At 68.2% G+C, this 15138-nt stretch carries 13 protein-coding genes and 1 pseudogene; all 14 read left to right on the top strand.

Features of this window, described 5'->3' with window-relative positions:
• The first annotated feature begins 103 nt into the window (after nt 1-103).
• On the top strand, nt 104-1996 hold the full coding sequence (locus EZ304_RS12375) for a S8 family serine peptidase (protein ID WP_099553797.1): 1893 nt from the start codon (nt 104-106) through the stop codon (nt 1994-1996).
• Between the two features lie 136 nt (nt 1997-2132).
• Nucleotides 2133-3854: a type II secretion system ATPase GspE gene (gspE, locus tag EZ304_RS12380; RefSeq protein ID WP_142807220.1), complete on the top strand. Its 1722-nt coding sequence runs from the start codon at nt 2133-2135 to the stop codon at nt 3852-3854.
• Between the two features lie 24 nt (nt 3855-3878).
• Nucleotides 3879-5099: a type II secretion system protein XpsF gene (gene xpsF, locus EZ304_RS12385; RefSeq protein ID WP_099553795.1), complete on the top strand. Its 1221-nt coding sequence runs from the start codon at nt 3879-3881 to the stop codon at nt 5097-5099.
• Between the two features lie 49 nt (nt 5100-5148).
• A complete protein-coding gene (gene gspG, locus EZ304_RS12390; protein WP_004142831.1) occupies nt 5149-5592 on the top strand; it encodes a type II secretion system major pseudopilin GspG in 444 nt (147 codons plus the stop codon).
• A 6-nt stretch (nt 5593-5598) separates the two neighbouring features.
• Nucleotides 5599-6093 carry a type II secretion system protein XpsH gene (gene xpsH / locus EZ304_RS12395; RefSeq protein WP_142807221.1) on the top strand — a complete coding sequence of 165 codons (495 nt, stop codon included), beginning with the start codon at nt 5599-5601 and terminating at the stop codon, nt 6091-6093.
• Nucleotides 6090-6516 (top strand): annotated as a pseudogene (gene xpsI / locus EZ304_RS12400) (type II secretion system protein XpsI). Before xpsH ends, xpsI begins: the two are co-directional and overlap by 4 nt.
• A complete protein-coding gene (locus EZ304_RS12405; RefSeq protein WP_142807222.1) occupies nt 6513-7145 on the top strand; it encodes a type II secretion system protein J in 633 nt (210 codons plus the stop codon). Before xpsI ends, EZ304_RS12405 begins: the two are co-directional and overlap by 4 nt.
• Nucleotides 7142-8005, top strand: coding sequence for a general secretion pathway protein GspK (locus EZ304_RS12410; RefSeq protein WP_142807223.1), 864 nt, complete (start codon nt 7142-7144; stop codon nt 8003-8005). The genes EZ304_RS12405 and EZ304_RS12410 overlap by 4 nt, the downstream gene beginning before the upstream one ends.
• Nucleotides 8002-9147 (top strand): PilN domain-containing protein, encoded by a 1146-nt coding sequence (locus EZ304_RS12415; protein ID WP_142807224.1) that lies wholly within the window; start codon nt 8002-8004, stop codon nt 9145-9147. The genes EZ304_RS12410 and EZ304_RS12415 overlap by 4 nt, the downstream gene beginning before the upstream one ends.
• Nucleotides 9122-9835, top strand: a complete 714-nt coding sequence (gspM, locus tag EZ304_RS12420; protein WP_142807225.1) for a type II secretion system protein GspM — start codon at nt 9122-9124, stop codon at nt 9833-9835. Before EZ304_RS12415 ends, gspM begins: the two co-directional genes overlap by 26 nt.
• The gene (locus EZ304_RS12425; protein WP_142807226.1) at nt 9825-10619 is read left to right on the top strand and encodes a general secretion pathway protein GspN; all 795 of its coding nucleotides are present in this window, start codon (nt 9825-9827) and stop codon (nt 10617-10619) included. The genes gspM and EZ304_RS12425 overlap by 11 nt, the downstream gene beginning before the upstream one ends.
• 9 nt (nt 10620-10628) lie before the next feature.
• Nucleotides 10629-12830, top strand: coding sequence for a type II secretion system secretin GspD (gene gspD / locus EZ304_RS12430; protein WP_099553779.1), 2202 nt, complete (start codon nt 10629-10631; stop codon nt 12828-12830).
• Nucleotides 12831-13413: 583 nt separating this feature from the next.
• Nucleotides 13414-14265 (top strand): glycosyltransferase family 2 protein, encoded by an 852-nt coding sequence (locus EZ304_RS12440; RefSeq protein WP_099553524.1) that lies wholly within the window; start codon nt 13414-13416, stop codon nt 14263-14265.
• Entirely contained in the window at nt 14262-15101 is an 840-nt protein-coding gene (locus EZ304_RS12445) for a glycosyltransferase family 2 protein (RefSeq protein WP_099553526.1), read from the top strand. Before EZ304_RS12440 ends, EZ304_RS12445 begins: the two co-directional genes overlap by 4 nt.
• The last annotated feature ends 37 nt before the right edge of the window (nt 15102-15138 follow it).

Below are 15138 nucleotides of genomic sequence, written 5' to 3' on the forward strand. Positions count from 1 at the left end.
CCTGGGGGGAGGTCACGGCAATCCCGGCTGGGCCGGCCGGGAGTCGTCAAGGAATGATGGCCGCAGTGTTGGTTCGATCCATGACCCAGAAGAGGAATTCGACGTGATCAAGAAGCAGAACCTTCGCATCAATGTGTTGGCAGCCGCCGTGCTGTCGCTGACCGGTGTTGGCCTGGCACAGGCCGCCGACCTGAAAGCAAATGCGCCGTTGTCCGGCCCGAAGACGCAGCAGGTTGATGGCATCATCGTGAAGTACCGCGCTGGCAGCGCCGCAGCTGCCGATGCAAACGCCAAGCTGGCGGTGGTCAACTCGGCCATCGCGCGCGCCGTGCCGGCAGGCACCAACGCGGCTGCGCGCAGTGCCGCGTTGCGCCCGCAGGTGGCCCGCAAGCTCGGCATCGGCGCCGACCTGATCCGCCTGCAGGGCGGCATCGCGCGCGCTGATCTGGACAAGGTGCTGGGCGAACTGAAGGCTGACCCGACCGTCGAATATGCGGTGGCCGACGCCGTCATGTATCCGATCGATGCCGCGTCGTCGCCGCGCGCGGCCGCTGTCGCGAAGTCCGATGCGTCGCCCAGCTTCGTGCCCAACGATCCGTACTACCAGAGCCATAACTGGCACTTCCACAACCCGGTCGGCGGCGTCAACGCACCGGCCGCATGGGACGTCTCGCAGGGCGAGGGCATCGTGGTGGCGGTGCTCGATACCGGCATCCTGCCCGAGCACCCGGATTTCGCCGCCGGCACCCTGCTGGAGGGCTACGACTTCATCAGCCAGGCCAGCCGCTCGCGTCGTGCCGCCGATGGCCGCGTGCCGGGTGCACTCGACTACGGTGACTGGATGCCCACCGCCAATGCCTGCTACGACGGTTCGCCGGTACGTGACAGCAGCTGGCACGGTACCCATGTGACCGGCACCATCGCCGAGGCCACCAACAACGGCCTGCATACCGCCGGCCTGGCCTACAAGGCCAAGGTGCTGCCGGTGCGCGTGCTCGGCTACTGCGGTGGCACCCTGTCGGACATCACCGACGCCATCACCTGGGCCTCGGGCGGTACCGTGGCCGGCATCCCTGCCAACCAGAATCCGGCCGAGATTATCAATATGAGCCTGGGCGGCTCCGGCAGCTGTGATCCGGCCTACCAGGCGGCCATCACCGGTGCCACCAACCGCGGTACCCTGGTGGTGGTGGCAGCCGGCAACGACTCGATGAATGTCGCCAACGCCCGCCCGGCCAACTGCGATGGCGTGGTCTCGGTCGGCGCGACCGGCATCACCGGCGCCATGGCCTACTACTCCAACTTCGGTACCCGCATCGATCTGTCCGGCCCGGGCGGTGGCGTCACCGACGGCAATCCGAACGGCTATGTCTGGCAGGCGGTGTCCAGCAGCAAGACGTCGCCGCCGGCAGCCGGTTCCACCGAGGGGTACACCCTTGGCGGCAAGGCCGGCACCTCGATGGCGGCACCGCATGTGGCGGCCGTCGCCGCGCTGGTGCAGAGCGCACTGATCGCCGCCAACCGTGACCCGCTCGCACCGGCAGGCATGCGTACCCTGCTGAAGGAAACGGCACGTCCGTTCCCGGTCAGCATTCCGTCCGCCACCCCGATCGGTACCGGTATCGTCGACGCCAAGGCCGCGCTGGACAAGGCCCTGGAAGAGCCGTGCACCGAGAACTGCGGGCCGGTGGCCAAGCCGCTGACCAACAAGGTGGCCATCGGCGGGTTGAGTGGTGCCGCCGGCAGCAGCGTGCTTTACAGCTTCGAGGCTGCGGCAGGCAAGCAGCTCAGCGTCATCACCTACGGTGGCACCGGCAACGTCTCGGTCTACCTGGCCAAGGGCCGCGAGCCGAGTGCCACCGACAACGATGCGCGCTCGACCCGCCCGGGCACCTCGGAAACGGTGCGCGTGACTGCAGCAACCGCCGGCACCTACTACATCAAGGTGGTGGGTGAGGCGGCTTACAGCGGTGTGAGCATTCTCGCCACGCAGTAAGCGCGCAGTGCGGTAGTTGAATGGCCGAAGCCCGTCACCTGATGTGACGGGCTTCGTCTTTTTACGAAAGCGGGCGGCAGGGCGACGGAAATCACGGCGTAACTGCTAAAGTCGAGCCGATTGACAGGAGAGTCACGTGAACGCGCTTGCTGCAACCGCCGCCGACGACGCCGAAGGTCGCATCCTGGATGCGTTGCTGGCGCGTGGCCGCCTCAAGGAGAGCGATCTTGCACGGGCACGGCCGCTGCACGCGGAGGCGGGCGGCAGCCTGCTTGGCCTGCTGGTGCGGCTGGGGCTGGTGTCCGAACGTGACCAGGCGCAGGCCAGCGCCGAGGTGCTGGGTCTGCCGCTGCTGGATGGCAAGCAGCTGCCGGATTCACCGCCCCAGGGCCTGGCCGAGGGCCTGCCGCTGTCCCTGCGTTTCCTCAAGCAGTTCCATGTATGCCCGCTGGCGCTGGATGAACAGGGTGTACGGCTGTGGCTGGCTGACGCCCACGATCCCTATCCGCAGCAGGCGGTGCAGCTGGCGCTGGGCGTACCGGTGACGCCGGTGCTGGGCATGCGTGCGGAGATCGATGACCTGGTCGAGCGCTGGTTCGGCCAGGGCCGCAGCGCGATGGGCGCGATCGTTGAAACCGCAGACGGCGAGGGCGGCGCGGTCGACGATATCGAGCACCTGCGCGACCTGGCCTCGGAAGCGCCGGTGATCCGCCTGGTCAACCTGGTGATCCAGCGTGCGGTGGAACTGCGCGCTTCGGACATCCATGTCGAGCCGTTCGAGAGCCGGTTGAAGGTGCGTTACCGCGTGGATGGCGTGCTGGTGGAGGGCGAAAGCCCGCCGGCCAACCTCACCGCAGCGGTGATCAGCCGCATCAAGATCATGGCCCGCCTCAACATCGCCGAGCGCCGCCTGCCGCAGGATGGCCGCATCATGCTGCGCGTGCAGGGCAAGGAGCTGGACCTGCGCGTGAGCACGGTGCCGACCGCGCACGGCGAGAGCGTGGTGATGCGCCTGCTCGACCGCGAAACGGTGGTGTTCGATTTCCATCGGCTCGGCTTTACCGATGCGTTCCTGCCGCAGTTCCGCAAAGTGCTGGAACAACCGCATGGCATCCTGCTGGTCACTGGCCCGACCGGTTCGGGCAAGACCACCACGCTGTACACCGCGCTGAGCCAGCTCAACACCGCCGACGTCAAGATCATCACGGTGGAAGATCCGGTCGAGTACCAGATCGAAGGCATCAACCAGATCCAGGCCAAGCCGCAGATCGGGCTGGACTTCGCCAACGCACTGCGCAGCATCGTCCGCCAGGACCCGGACATCATCATGATCGGCGAAATGCGCGACCTGGAAACCGCGCGCATCGCGATCCAGTCGGCGCTGACCGGCCACCTGGTGCTGTCCACCCTGCACACCAACAATGCGGCCGGCGGCATCACCCGCCTGCTCGACATGGGCGTGGAGGACTATCTGCTCACGTCCACCATCAACGGCATCCTGGCCCAGCGCCTGGTGCGCCGGCTGGAGCCGACCCACGCCGAGCGCTATGAAGCCTCGCCGGAGGAGATCGAGCGCTTCGAGCTGCGCCGTCTGCAACCGGAAGGGCCGATCCATCTATACCGCCCGAAGCCTTCGGCAGTGGCGCCGACCGGTTACCTGGGCCGCACCACCATCATGGAATTCCTGGTGATGAACGACGCGCTGCGCCGCGCGGTGATGCGCCGCGATGGCATGGGCGAGATCGAACGCATCGCCCGTGAAGCCGGCATGCGCACCATGTACGAGGATGGCCTGGCCAAAGCGCTCAGTGGGCAGACCACCATCGAGGAAGTGCTGCGCGTGACCGAGGAAAGCTGATGCGCGCAGGACGCCGGGGCTGACATGCCGAACTACCGCTACAAGGCGCTCAATCCGCACGGCGAGATCTTCGACGGGCAGATGGAAGCAGCCAGCGAGGCCGAACTGGTCGCGCGCCTGCAGGATCAGGGCCACCTGCCGATGGAGACCCAGCTGGCTGATGGCGGCGCGGTTGGCGGCAGCAGCTGGCGCACGCTGCTGCGCCAGCGCCCGTTGCAGGGCGCGGCGCTGTTGCAGTTCACCCAGCAGCTGGCGACCCTGCTTGGCGCCGGCCAGCCGCTGGACCGTGCACTGTCGATCCTGCTCGGTCTGCCGGAAGACGAACGCTCGCGGCGTGCGATCACCGACATCCGCGACGTGGTGCGCGGCGGTGCACCGCTGTCGACCGCGCTGGAACGCCAGCACGGCCTGTTCTCGCGCCTGTACGTGAACATGGTGCGTGCCGGCGAGGCGGGTGGCAGCCTGCACGAGACCCTGCAGCGGCTGGCCGACTACCTCGAACGCAGCCGCGCGCTGCAGGGCAAGGTGATCAACGCACTGGTCTATCCGGCCATCCTGCTGGTGGTGGTGGGCGGTGCACTGCTGTTCCTGCTCGGTTACGTGGTGCCACAGTTCGCGCAGATGTACGAAAGCCTGGACGTGGCGCTGCCCTGGTTCACCAACGCGGTGCTGCAGCTGGGCCTGTTCGTGCGGGACTGGTGGGTGCTGCTGCTGGTGGTGCCCGCAGTGCTGGCACTGTTCTTCGAACGCAAGGTACGGCAGCCGGCGTTCCGGCTGGCGCTGGATGGATGGCTGCTGCAGCGTCGCGGCATCGGCCGCCTGCTGGGTGAGCTGGAAACCGCACGGCTGGCGCGCACGCTGGGCACCCTGCTGCGCAATGGCGTACCGCTGCTTGGGGCGCTGGGCATCGCACGCAACGTGCTGGGCAACCGCGCGCTGGCCGCCGACGTGGAAGCGGCCGCCGATGAAGTGAAGAATGGTGCCGGCCTGTCGCTGGCGCTGTCACGTGGCAAGCGATTCCCACGGCTGGCGCTGCAGATGATCCAGGTCGGCGAGGAGTCCGGCGCGCTCGATACCATGCTGCTGAAAGCTGCCGACACGTTTGAACAGGACAGCGCGCGCCGCATCGACCGTCTGTTGGCGGCGATGGTGCCGGCGATCACCCTGGTGCTGGCCTCGGTGGTCGGTGCGGTGATCGTGGCCGTGCTGGTGCCGCTGTACGACCTGACCAATGCCATCGGCTGATGATGGCTCCCTACGCAACCCCGACACTCCGCAACTGAAAGGACCGACCATGATTGCTTCCCGTCGACCGATCCGCCTTTCCTTCACCGCCGCGCGCAACCAGTCGGGCATGAGCCTGCTGGAGATCATCATCGTCATCGTGCTGATCGGTGCGGTGCTGACCCTGGTCGCCAGCCGCGTGCTGGGTGGTGCCGATCGTGGCAAGGCGAACATCGCCAAGGCCCAGGTGCAGACCGTTGCATCCAAGGTCGACAACTACCAGATCGATACCGGCAAGCTGCCGGGCTCGCTCAACGATCTGGTGACCGCACCGGCCGGTGTCGGCGGCTGGCTGGGCCCGTACGCCAAGCCGGCCGACCTGAATGACCCGTGGGGCCACGCACTGGAGTACCGCGCGCCGGGCGAAGGCCAGCCGTATGAACTGATCAGCCTGGGCAAGGACGGCAAGGCCGGTGGCAGCAGCGTCGATGCCGACATCCGCTACCAGCCGTAACCGGGCATGACGCATTTCCTGCCGCGCCGGCTGCCTCGCCCGCGCCTGCACGGCAGGCGCGCGGCGGGCCTGTCGCTGCTGGAAATGCTGCTGGTGATCGCGCTGATCGCGGCGATCGGCCTGATCACCGCCGCGGGTCTGTCGCGCGGCTTTGCCGGCATGCAGCTGCGCAGCGCCGGCAAGGACATCGCCAACCAGCTGCGCATGGTGCGCGCGCAGGCCATCGCCCGCGGTGAACCGCAGCGCTTTGTCATTGAGCCGGCAAAGCGGCGCTGGGAAGGCGCCAACCGGCGCCACGGTGATGTGCCGGCACAGCTGCAGGTGCAGTTCGAAGGCGCCGCGCAGCTGGCCACCGCGCCAGGGCAGGGCGTGATCGAGTTCCATCCCGACGGCGGCTCCAGCGGCGGCCGCATCCGGCTGCAGCGTGATGATGCCGAATGGCGCATCGACGTGGGCTGGCTGACCGGTGAGGTCCGCTCCGGCCCCTGGCGGGCGCAATGAAGCGGCGCGCCCGCGGCTTCACCCTGCTGGAAGTGATCATCGCCTTCGCCTTGCTGGGCCTGGCGCTGACACTGCTGCTGGGCAGCCTGTCAGGTGGCGCGAAACAGGTCCGCGAAGCCGAGCTGCGCACGCGTGCGGTGCTGCATGCGCAGTCGTTGCTGGCCGAAGCCGGTGTCGCCTCGCCATTGCAGGTCGGCAGCCAGCAGGGCGACTGGGAACAGGGCCGATACCATTGGGAGCTGCAGGTGCAGCCATGGGTCGAGCCGCGTGCCGGCAACGCGGCACAGGTGCAGGCGCAATCGCCGGGGGGCTCCCTGGCTGGCCGAGCTGCAGCTGCAGGTGCGCTGGGGTGACAGCGAACGCGAACAGCTGCGCTGGCGTAGCCTGCGCCTGCTGCCGCCGGACCTGGAGCGTGCGCGATGAAGCGACGCGCCGCAGGCTTTACCCTGGTGGAAGTGATGCTGGCCACGGTGTTGTTGGCCGGTGGCCTGGCGCTGGCGTTCGCCAGCGTGCGCTCGGCGATGGCGGTCAGCCAACGCGGCGAGCAGATTGCCGCCGGGAGCGAACGCATGCGTGCGGTCGAAGCCCTGCTGCGGCGACAACTGGCCGGTGCGCTGCGCACGCCGCTGGAAGTGCCCGATCCCACCCGCGAACCGATCTTCTTCCAGGGCGAAGAGCAGCGCATGCTGTTCGCCGCCGATCTGCCGGGCTACCTCGGCCGTGGCGGAGCCTACCTGCACGCGCTGCAGGTGGACGGACGCGATGGCCAGCAGCGCCTGCTGCTGGACCTGGTGCTGCTGCAGGAAGGCGAGCGCATCGCCGAGAACCCGCCGCGCCCGCCGGAAGTGCTGGTGGAGAACCTGAAGTCGGTACAGCTGCGCTATCGCGGCATCGATGCCAGTACCGGCCAGATGAGCGACTGGATGCCGCGCTGGGACGATACCCGTCGCCTGCCGATGCTGGTGGAGATCCAGATCGTGCCTGCCAAGGGTGCCCCCTGGCCTGCACTGGTGGTCGCTCCGCGCGCCGGCGGCAGTGGAGGTGCGCGATGAGCCGGGTGCGAGGGGCAGCGCTGGTACTGGTGCTGTGGCTGATCGCCCTGATGACGGCGCTGGTGGGGGCGTTCGCGTTGAGCGCGCGGGTCGAGCATCTGCAGCAGCGGGTGCTGGGTGATGATGCGCGTGGCCAGGAGCGTGCACGAGCGGGACTGGAGTACGCGTTGACGCGCCTGTCCGCCGATCCGCAGCGGGTGCCCTGGCGCGCCGACGGCCGTGTCTACCGCTGGCAGTTCGATGACGCCAGCATCGAGATCAAGGTGCTGGACGAGAACGGCAAGATCAACCTGAACCTGGCCGACGTGGCCCTGCTGAGCGCCTTCCTCAAGGCACTGGGTGAAGACGAAACCCAGGCCCGCCAGCTGGCCGGCGCGATCGTCGACTGGCGTGACGATGACAGCCTGCTGCAGCCCGGCGGTGGTGCCGAAGCGCCCGACTATGCCGCAGCAGGCCTGCCCTATGGCCCCCGCAACAAGCGTTTCGAGACGTTGGGCGAGCTGCAGCGGGTACTCGGCATGCGCGGGCCGCTGTACCAGGCCATGCTGCCGCACCTGACCCTGTACAGCCGCCAGGCGCGACCGGATCCGCAGTTCGCCAGCGCACCGGTGCTGACCGCACTGGGCCTGGATGCGGACACCGTGCTGGCGCAGCGCGCCCAGCAGGAGCGTGATGCAGATGCCGCTGGCGGTACGACAACGCTTGCCAGCAGCAGTGGCACCTATAGTATCGAGTCTCGTGCAACGGACGGCAGTGGACGCCGGTCGGTAGTGCAGGCAGTGGTACGCAATGGCTCGGGCGGGGTTCCCGGGCGGTCCTACACAGTGCTTCGCTGGGAGCAGGGAATGACAGCAAGATGACGGCTTGGCAGGACAGTGTGCGGCAGGTGCAGGGCCGGATCGGCCCTGGCGCCGGCCGTTTCCTGCGCTGGTGGCGACAATCGCTGCTGGCGTGGGTGCCGGCCCGTTGGCAGTGGGCGCTGGGCTGGGCGCAGGCCCGCCTGCTGCTGCAGCGCGAAGGCGACCACCTTCAGGTCTGGCGTGAGGCGGGGGAGCGCCGCGAACCGGTGGTACGGCTGCCGTGGCCGCTGTCCCCGGCCGAACTGGATCGCGTGCTGGAAGCCCGCCTGCGCAGCTTGCCGCGGGTGTGGCTGCTGCCTGCCGGCGATGTGCTGCGCCGGCAGCTGCGCCTGCCAGCGGCGGCGGCTGACCGCCTGCGTGCGGTGGTCGGTTTCGAGATCGACCGGCAGACGCCGTTCGAATCCAGCCAGGTCAGCTATGACGTGCGCGAACGTGGCGCGGCGGGCGAGGGCCAGCTGCAGGTCGAACTGGTGGCCTGGCCGTTGCGGCAGCTTGAGGCCTGGCGCAGCGCTGTGGGCCAATGGGCCGATGCACTGTCCGGTGTCGATGCCATTGATGCGCAGGGCAACATCCTGCAGGTGAACCTGCTGCCGCCCGTGCAGCGTCAGCTGCAGGCCGACCCGATGCGGCGCTGGAACCTCCTGCTGGCGGTGGCCTCGGTGGTGATGCTGGTTCTGGCTGGCCTGCAGCTGCTCGACAACCGCCGCGCGGCAGCGGATGAACTGCGTGCCCAGGTGGAGCGCAGCGCGCGCAGTGCGCGTGGCGTGGCCAGCGAACGTGCCCAGCTGCAGGCGCTCATCGACGGTGCTGCGTTCCTGGAAAAGCAGCGCGGCCAGCGCGCGGGTACGGTGGAGATCTGGAACGAACTGACCCGGCGCCTGCCGGAGGGAACGTACCTGGAAAAACTGGCCATCGAGAACAACAACCTGCAGCTGATCGGGCTCAGCCGCGAGGCATCGCAGCTGGTGCAGCTGCTGCAGGATGCGCCACAGTGGCGCAAAGTGAATCTGACCGGCGTGCTGCAGGCCGATGGTGCCGCCAGCGGCCGCGATCGCTTCACCATGACCGCTGAACTGCAGCCGTTGCCGGCGGCAGCCCCGAACCGGGAGGCGGCCGATGCCGATGCCAAGCGCACGCCGTGACCGCTGGCTGGCGCTGGCACTGCTGCTGGCAGTGCTGGGCCTGGCCTATCTGCTGTTGGTGCACCCGTGGTTCACCCAGCCGCTGCGCGAGATCGATGCCGATGTTGCGACGCTGCGTGAGCGCGAATCGCGCGTGCAGGCACAGTTGCAGCAGAAGCCGCAGATCGAGCAGCGCCTGCGAGCCACCCGCGAAGCCCTGCAGCAACGGCCGGGCTTCCTGCGTGAGGCCACAGCCGAGGCCGCCGCCGCCGCACTGGGCGCGAAGCTGCAGGATGCAGTGGCGATGGCCAGCCCGGGCAACCGCAGCTGCACCATCAGCAACCGCACGCCGCTCACCGACAACCGCCGGGACGCCGAGTTCGTGCGCGTGGCCATGCAGGTGCGCCTGCGCTGTGGCGTGGCCGAGTTGGCCACGGTGCTGCACAGCCTGGAAACCGGCAGCCCGCGCTTGTTCGTCGACAACCTCAACCTGATCGCGCAGCGCTTCCAGCAATCGCCGAATGAATCCGGGCTTGGTCTGGATGTGTCGTTCGAGCTGGCCGGCTACCTGCTGCCGGGCGCTGCTGCCGATGGCAGTGCTCCGACACCTGCCGCCGAACCGGTGTCCGCGCCGCAGTCGCCTTCAGCTGCGCCAGCCCCCGCACCGGCTGCGCCGGTCGAGGGACAGGAGGTGGCCGATGAAACTTGAGCAGATCAGCCTGCGTACCGGTTTCCTGCTGGCCCTGGCCGGTTGGGCCGCGGCGGTCTGGTTGGCCACCGGTTTTGGCCTGGGCAGCCAGCTACCCGGTGCCGACGGCGATGCCGATGCGGCGCCTTCGCTGCCGGTGCTGCCGCCGTTGGCCGCAGAACGCATGCCCAGCGCCGACAGCTACAGCGCGATCGGCGAGCGACCGCTGTTCGCCGAGGACCGCAGGCCGAAGCCCTACCTGCTCGGTGGCAGCGAGCCTGCCGCCAGCGCCGCGCTGCGCTTGACCGGCGTACTGCTGACCGGCGACTTCGGCATGGCTACCTTCACCACCGAACAGAATCGTTCGCTGCGCCTGCGCCTCAATGGCGAAGCGGTGGACGGCTGGCAACTGGTGGGGCTGGCGCCGCGCCAGGCCACGGTGATCGGCCCAAGTGGCAGCCAGGTGCTGGAACTGGCCGTGTTCAACGGCCAGGGTGGCGAGCCACCCACCGTACTGCGGGGTGCCAATGGCGCGCCACCGGCGGGCGCGGTCGTTGTGCCGCCGCCGGCGGGCGCAGCGCCGATGCCACCCCCACCTCCGGCTGCTGCAACCGCAACCGCGCAGCCGCAGCCCGCCAGCAGCGTGCCATCAGCCGCCGCCGCGGCACCTCCTGCCAACAACAACGGCCCCAGCGAAGCGCAGATGCAGGCCATCCGCGAACGCATCCAGGCCCGTCGCCGCCAGCTGCAGCAACAACAGCAGCAACAACCGTCGCCGCCCCCGGGCGATGGCACCAACCGATAGAGTGAATGCATGAGCCTGCGTTTTCTTCCCTGGTCCTTTGCCCTCGCGCTGCTGGTCGGCTGCAGCACCGTGTCCGCGCCGCATGTGCAACGCAAGGGCAACCTGTCGCCCACTGCCGAGGCCGGCCAGGCAGCCGAGGTCGCTGCCGATGCCGCCCGTGACGCCCAGGGGGCTCCGCAGGCCGTGATCCGCCGCGGTACCGGCACCATGATCAACCGCGAAGCCGCACGCGCGCCGGCACCGGCGCTGCATGGCGCCAGCACCGGCGAGGCGACCTTCAACTTCGAAGGCGAGTCCGTGCATGCGGTGGTCAAGGCCATCCTTGGTGACATGCTGGGCCAGAACTACGTGATCGCACCGGGCGTGCAGGGCACGGTCACCCTGGCCACGCCCAAGCCGGTGTCGCCGGCACAGGCGTTGAACCTGCTGGAAATGGTGCTGGGCTGGAACAACGCCCGCATGGTCTACAGCGGTGGCCGCTACAACATCGTCGCCGCCGACCAGGCCCTGGCCGGCACCGTCGCGCCGAGTACCGCACCGGCGGCCAGCGCACGTGGTTTCGAAGTGCGGGTGATCCCGCTGCAGTTCATCTCCGCCACGGAGATGAAGAAGGTGCTGGAGCCGTATGCGCGGCCCAACGCCATCGTCAACGTCGACAGCGGCCGCAATGTGATCACCCTCGGGGGCACCCGCGCCGAGCTGGAAAACTACATGCGCACCGTCGAGATCTTCGATGTCGACTGGCTGTCGGGCATGTCGGTGGGCGTGTTCCCGATCCAGTCGGGCAAGGCCGAGCAGGTCGCTGCCGATCTGGAGAAGGTGTTCGGCGAGGAGAGCAAGACCCCCAGCGCCGGCATGTTCCGTTTCCTGCCGCTGGAAAACGCCAACGCGGTGCTGGTGATCACCCCGCAGGTGCGTTACCTGGATCAGATCCAGCAGTGGCTGGACCGCATCGATACCGCTGGTGGCAGTGCACGCCTGTTCTCCTACGAGCTGCGCTACATCAAGGCGCGCGACCTGGCCGAGCGCCTCAGTGAAGCCTTCGCCAGCAGCGGCAATCGTGGCGGTTCCAGCCCCGCATCGCTGGCACCGGGCGCGATTCCATCGCAGCTGGGCAGCGACGGCGAGCGCGGCATGGACAGCAACAACAGCAGCAGCTTCGGTTCGACCCCGGGCAGCAGCTCCGGCAGCGGCAACAGCGGAAGCATGAACCTGCCGCAGCGTCAGTCCGGCAACGTCAGCGTCAGCCTGGAAGTGGAGGGCGATCGCGTGGGCGTGTCGGCGGTGGAGGAAACCAACACCCTGCTGGTGCGCTCGACCCCGCAGGCCTGGCGCTCGATCCGGGAAGTGATCGAGAAGCTGGATGTGATGCCGTTGCAGGTGCACATTGAAGCGCAGGTGGCCGAAGTCGCGCTGACCGGAGACCTGAAGTACGGCGTCAACTGGTTCTTCGACAATGCTGTGCTCGGGCAGAAGCTGACCGGCGCCCTGGGCGGCGTGACGCTGCCTGCCGCCGCTGGCGGTTCCTGGAGCAGCTTCGCCGGTGCCGTAACCGGTGGCGAAGGCCTTGGCTGGGCGTTCACCGGGCACAACGGCGCGGCGGTGGTGAGTGCGCTGGACAAGGTCACCGACGTACGCCTGCTGCAGACGCCTTCGGTATTCGTGCGCAACAACGCCGAGGCCACGCTCAACGTGGGTGACAAGGTGCCGATCAACACCACCACGGTGAACACCGGCATTGGCACCAGCAGCTACAGCTCGGTGCAGTACATCGACACTGGCGTGATCCTGAAGGTGCGCCCGCGCGTGACCCGCGATGGCACGGTGTTCCTGGATATCGTGCAGGAAGTGAGCAGTGCCTCGGACGTTCCGGAGAACTGCAACCCGACCGAGCGCAACTGCAACCCGCGCATCTCCACCAAGAAGCTGTCGACCGAAGCGGCGGTGCAGAGCGGCGATACCATCATGCTGGCCGGCCTGATCACCGATTCGGCCACCGATGGCAGCAGCGGCATTCCCGGCCTGAGCCGGATTCCGGTGGTGGGCGCCCTGTTCGGGCAGAAGACGCGCACCAGTCGTCGTTCGGAAGTGATCGTGCTGCTGACCCCGAGCATCGTGCGCAACGGCCAGGAAGCACGCACGCTGACCGACGAGTACAGCCAGCGCTTCCGCGCGATGGAACCGCTGAACCAGCCGCGCGCAAAGAAGTAAGGGGGTTACGGCCGGGCTGCGCCCGGCACCTGCAGAGGCCAGAGCCAGAGCCGGAGCAACAGCAACAGCGGGTCTTCTGAGGGATGGCGGGGCACTGTGGGTTTGCGGGGACGCCGTAAACCCATCCATGGGGGCTTGGTCGCCGCATCCATGCGGCTCACACCCCGCAAACCCACAGTGCCCCGCCTTCGACAGTTTCCTGCGGCTGTTGGTAGGTGTCGACCTTGGTCGACACGGTAGATCCACGCCATGCGTGGATGCTTTTCGATTCCAATTCGAAATATTCGATTCCAATGGAGATTCATCCACGCATGGCGTGGATCTACTGCAGCTCGCAGAAATCTGTCGAAGGCGGGGTGGGTCCGGTTGCGGGGGTGTCAGCCGCATGGATGCGGCTGCCAAGCCTCCAAGGACGGGTTTACGGCGTCCCCCGCAACCGGACCCACCCCGCCAACCCCAGGAACCCAGCTTCTGCTTCGGCTGTTGCTGTTGCTCCGGCCCTGGCCTGAAGCGGGTGCCGGGTGCAACCCGGCCGATACCCTCCCAGTGCTAGGCTGTGACCACCGACAACCACGAAGGCGGGATGGGGGCGATCGTGTTGTTGCCGCTGTGCGTGGACGATGCTGCGCTCGATCGCTGCCTGGCCGCACTGGATGCCGGCACCGCGCCGGGCACCGCGGTCTGGCTGGCCGACGATGCACAGACCGGTCCGCGTGCGCAGGCGGTGGTCGAACACTGGCTGGCGCATACGCCACTGCAGGCCGAGTACACCCGCCGCGCGCGGCCGTTGGGCGAGGTGGCCCACCTGGACGAGATGCTGCGCGCCTGCGACGGCCTGGACGTGGCCGTGCTGGCGCCGGACAGCGTGCCGGCACCCGGTTGGCTGCAGCAGCTGCAGGACGCCTTCGCCCGCGATGCCGCCATCGCGACCGCAACCCCGTGGTGCAATGCCGGCGAAACCGCTGCGTGGCCACGGCTGGGCGAGATCAATCCGGAACCGGACGATGCGGCGCTGCTGGCACAGACCTGCGCCGCTTTGCCGGCGCTGCACCCGGAGCTGCCATCGGCGGTCACCCATGCGGTGCTGGTGCGTGGCAACGCGCGCCGTCGCGCCGGTGGCCTGGACGTGGACAGCTACGCCGGCTGGAACGCGGCCCTGGTCGACCTCAGTCTGCGCATGGCTGGTCTGGGCTGGCGCAACGTGCTGTGCGAGACCGCCTTTGTCAGCCGGGCGGGCGAAGCGGTCAGCCGCGATGGCGACCTCGAGGCGCTGGCTGCGCGCTGGCCTGGCTGGGTGCCGCGCCTGGCCGATTTCCTGATGCACGATCCATTGCACGGTCTGCGCGCCGATCTGCAGCAGCGCATGCGGCAGGCGATAATGCCGAAGGAACAGGGCGACCTGTTCGTTCCTTCCGCGCCGGAGCCACCCGCTTGAATGTTGCCATCGCCGCCATCGTCGTCACCTACCAGAGTGGCAGCACCATCGATGCCTGCCTCTCGCGCCTGCGCCAGGCGCAGGACGTGGCCGAGATCCGGGTGATCGACAACGGCTCGCTGGATGGCACGCTGGACATCGTGCAACGGCATGCCAGCCACGATCCCCGTGTGCGTTTTGTCGGCAATCCTGACAATCCCGGCTTTGCCGCTGCCAACAACCAGGGGGTGGCCGATTCGCACAGCCCGTGGCTGGCCTTCATCAACCCGGACCTGATGGTCGAGCCCGATACCCTGGTCGAGCTGCGTAGCCGTGCCGAAGGGTTGGGTGATTGCCTGCTGGGTGTCGAGCAGCTGGACGAGCATGGCCATGCCGACGAGGCGGTGCGCCGTCGTGATCCGGATTTCCTGTTGATGCTGCGTTCGCCCGGCAAAGGCTCGAAGCTGGCGGTCCCGCGCGACCCTCAGCAGTCGCTGCAGCGGGTGCCGGCACTGTCCGGTGCGCTGCTGATGATGCCGCGTGCGCTGTTCGACCGCATCGGTGGCTGGGACGCTGGCTATCGCCTGCACGCCGAAGACCTGGACCTGTGCCGGCGCGCACGTGAGGCTGGCGCGGTGGTGGCGATCGCCAACGACCTGCAGGTCACCCATGTGCGCGGCGTCTCCAGCCGCTCACGACCGTTCTTCGTTGAATGGCACAAGCACAAGGGCCTGTGGCGCTATTTCCAGAAGTTCGAAGCGAAGCAGCGTTCGCTGCCGGTGCGGGTGGCGGTATGGGGCGCGATCTGGGCCCATGCGCTGATGCTGGTGCCGCGCCTGCTGCGACGGTCGCTGTAGCGCCGGGTCCACGCTCGGCTTTACCGTTCGGGCCACC

This window comes from Stenotrophomonas maltophilia, assembly GCF_006974125.1.
Lineage (GTDB): Bacteria > Pseudomonadota > Gammaproteobacteria > Xanthomonadales > Xanthomonadaceae > Stenotrophomonas > Stenotrophomonas maltophilia_O.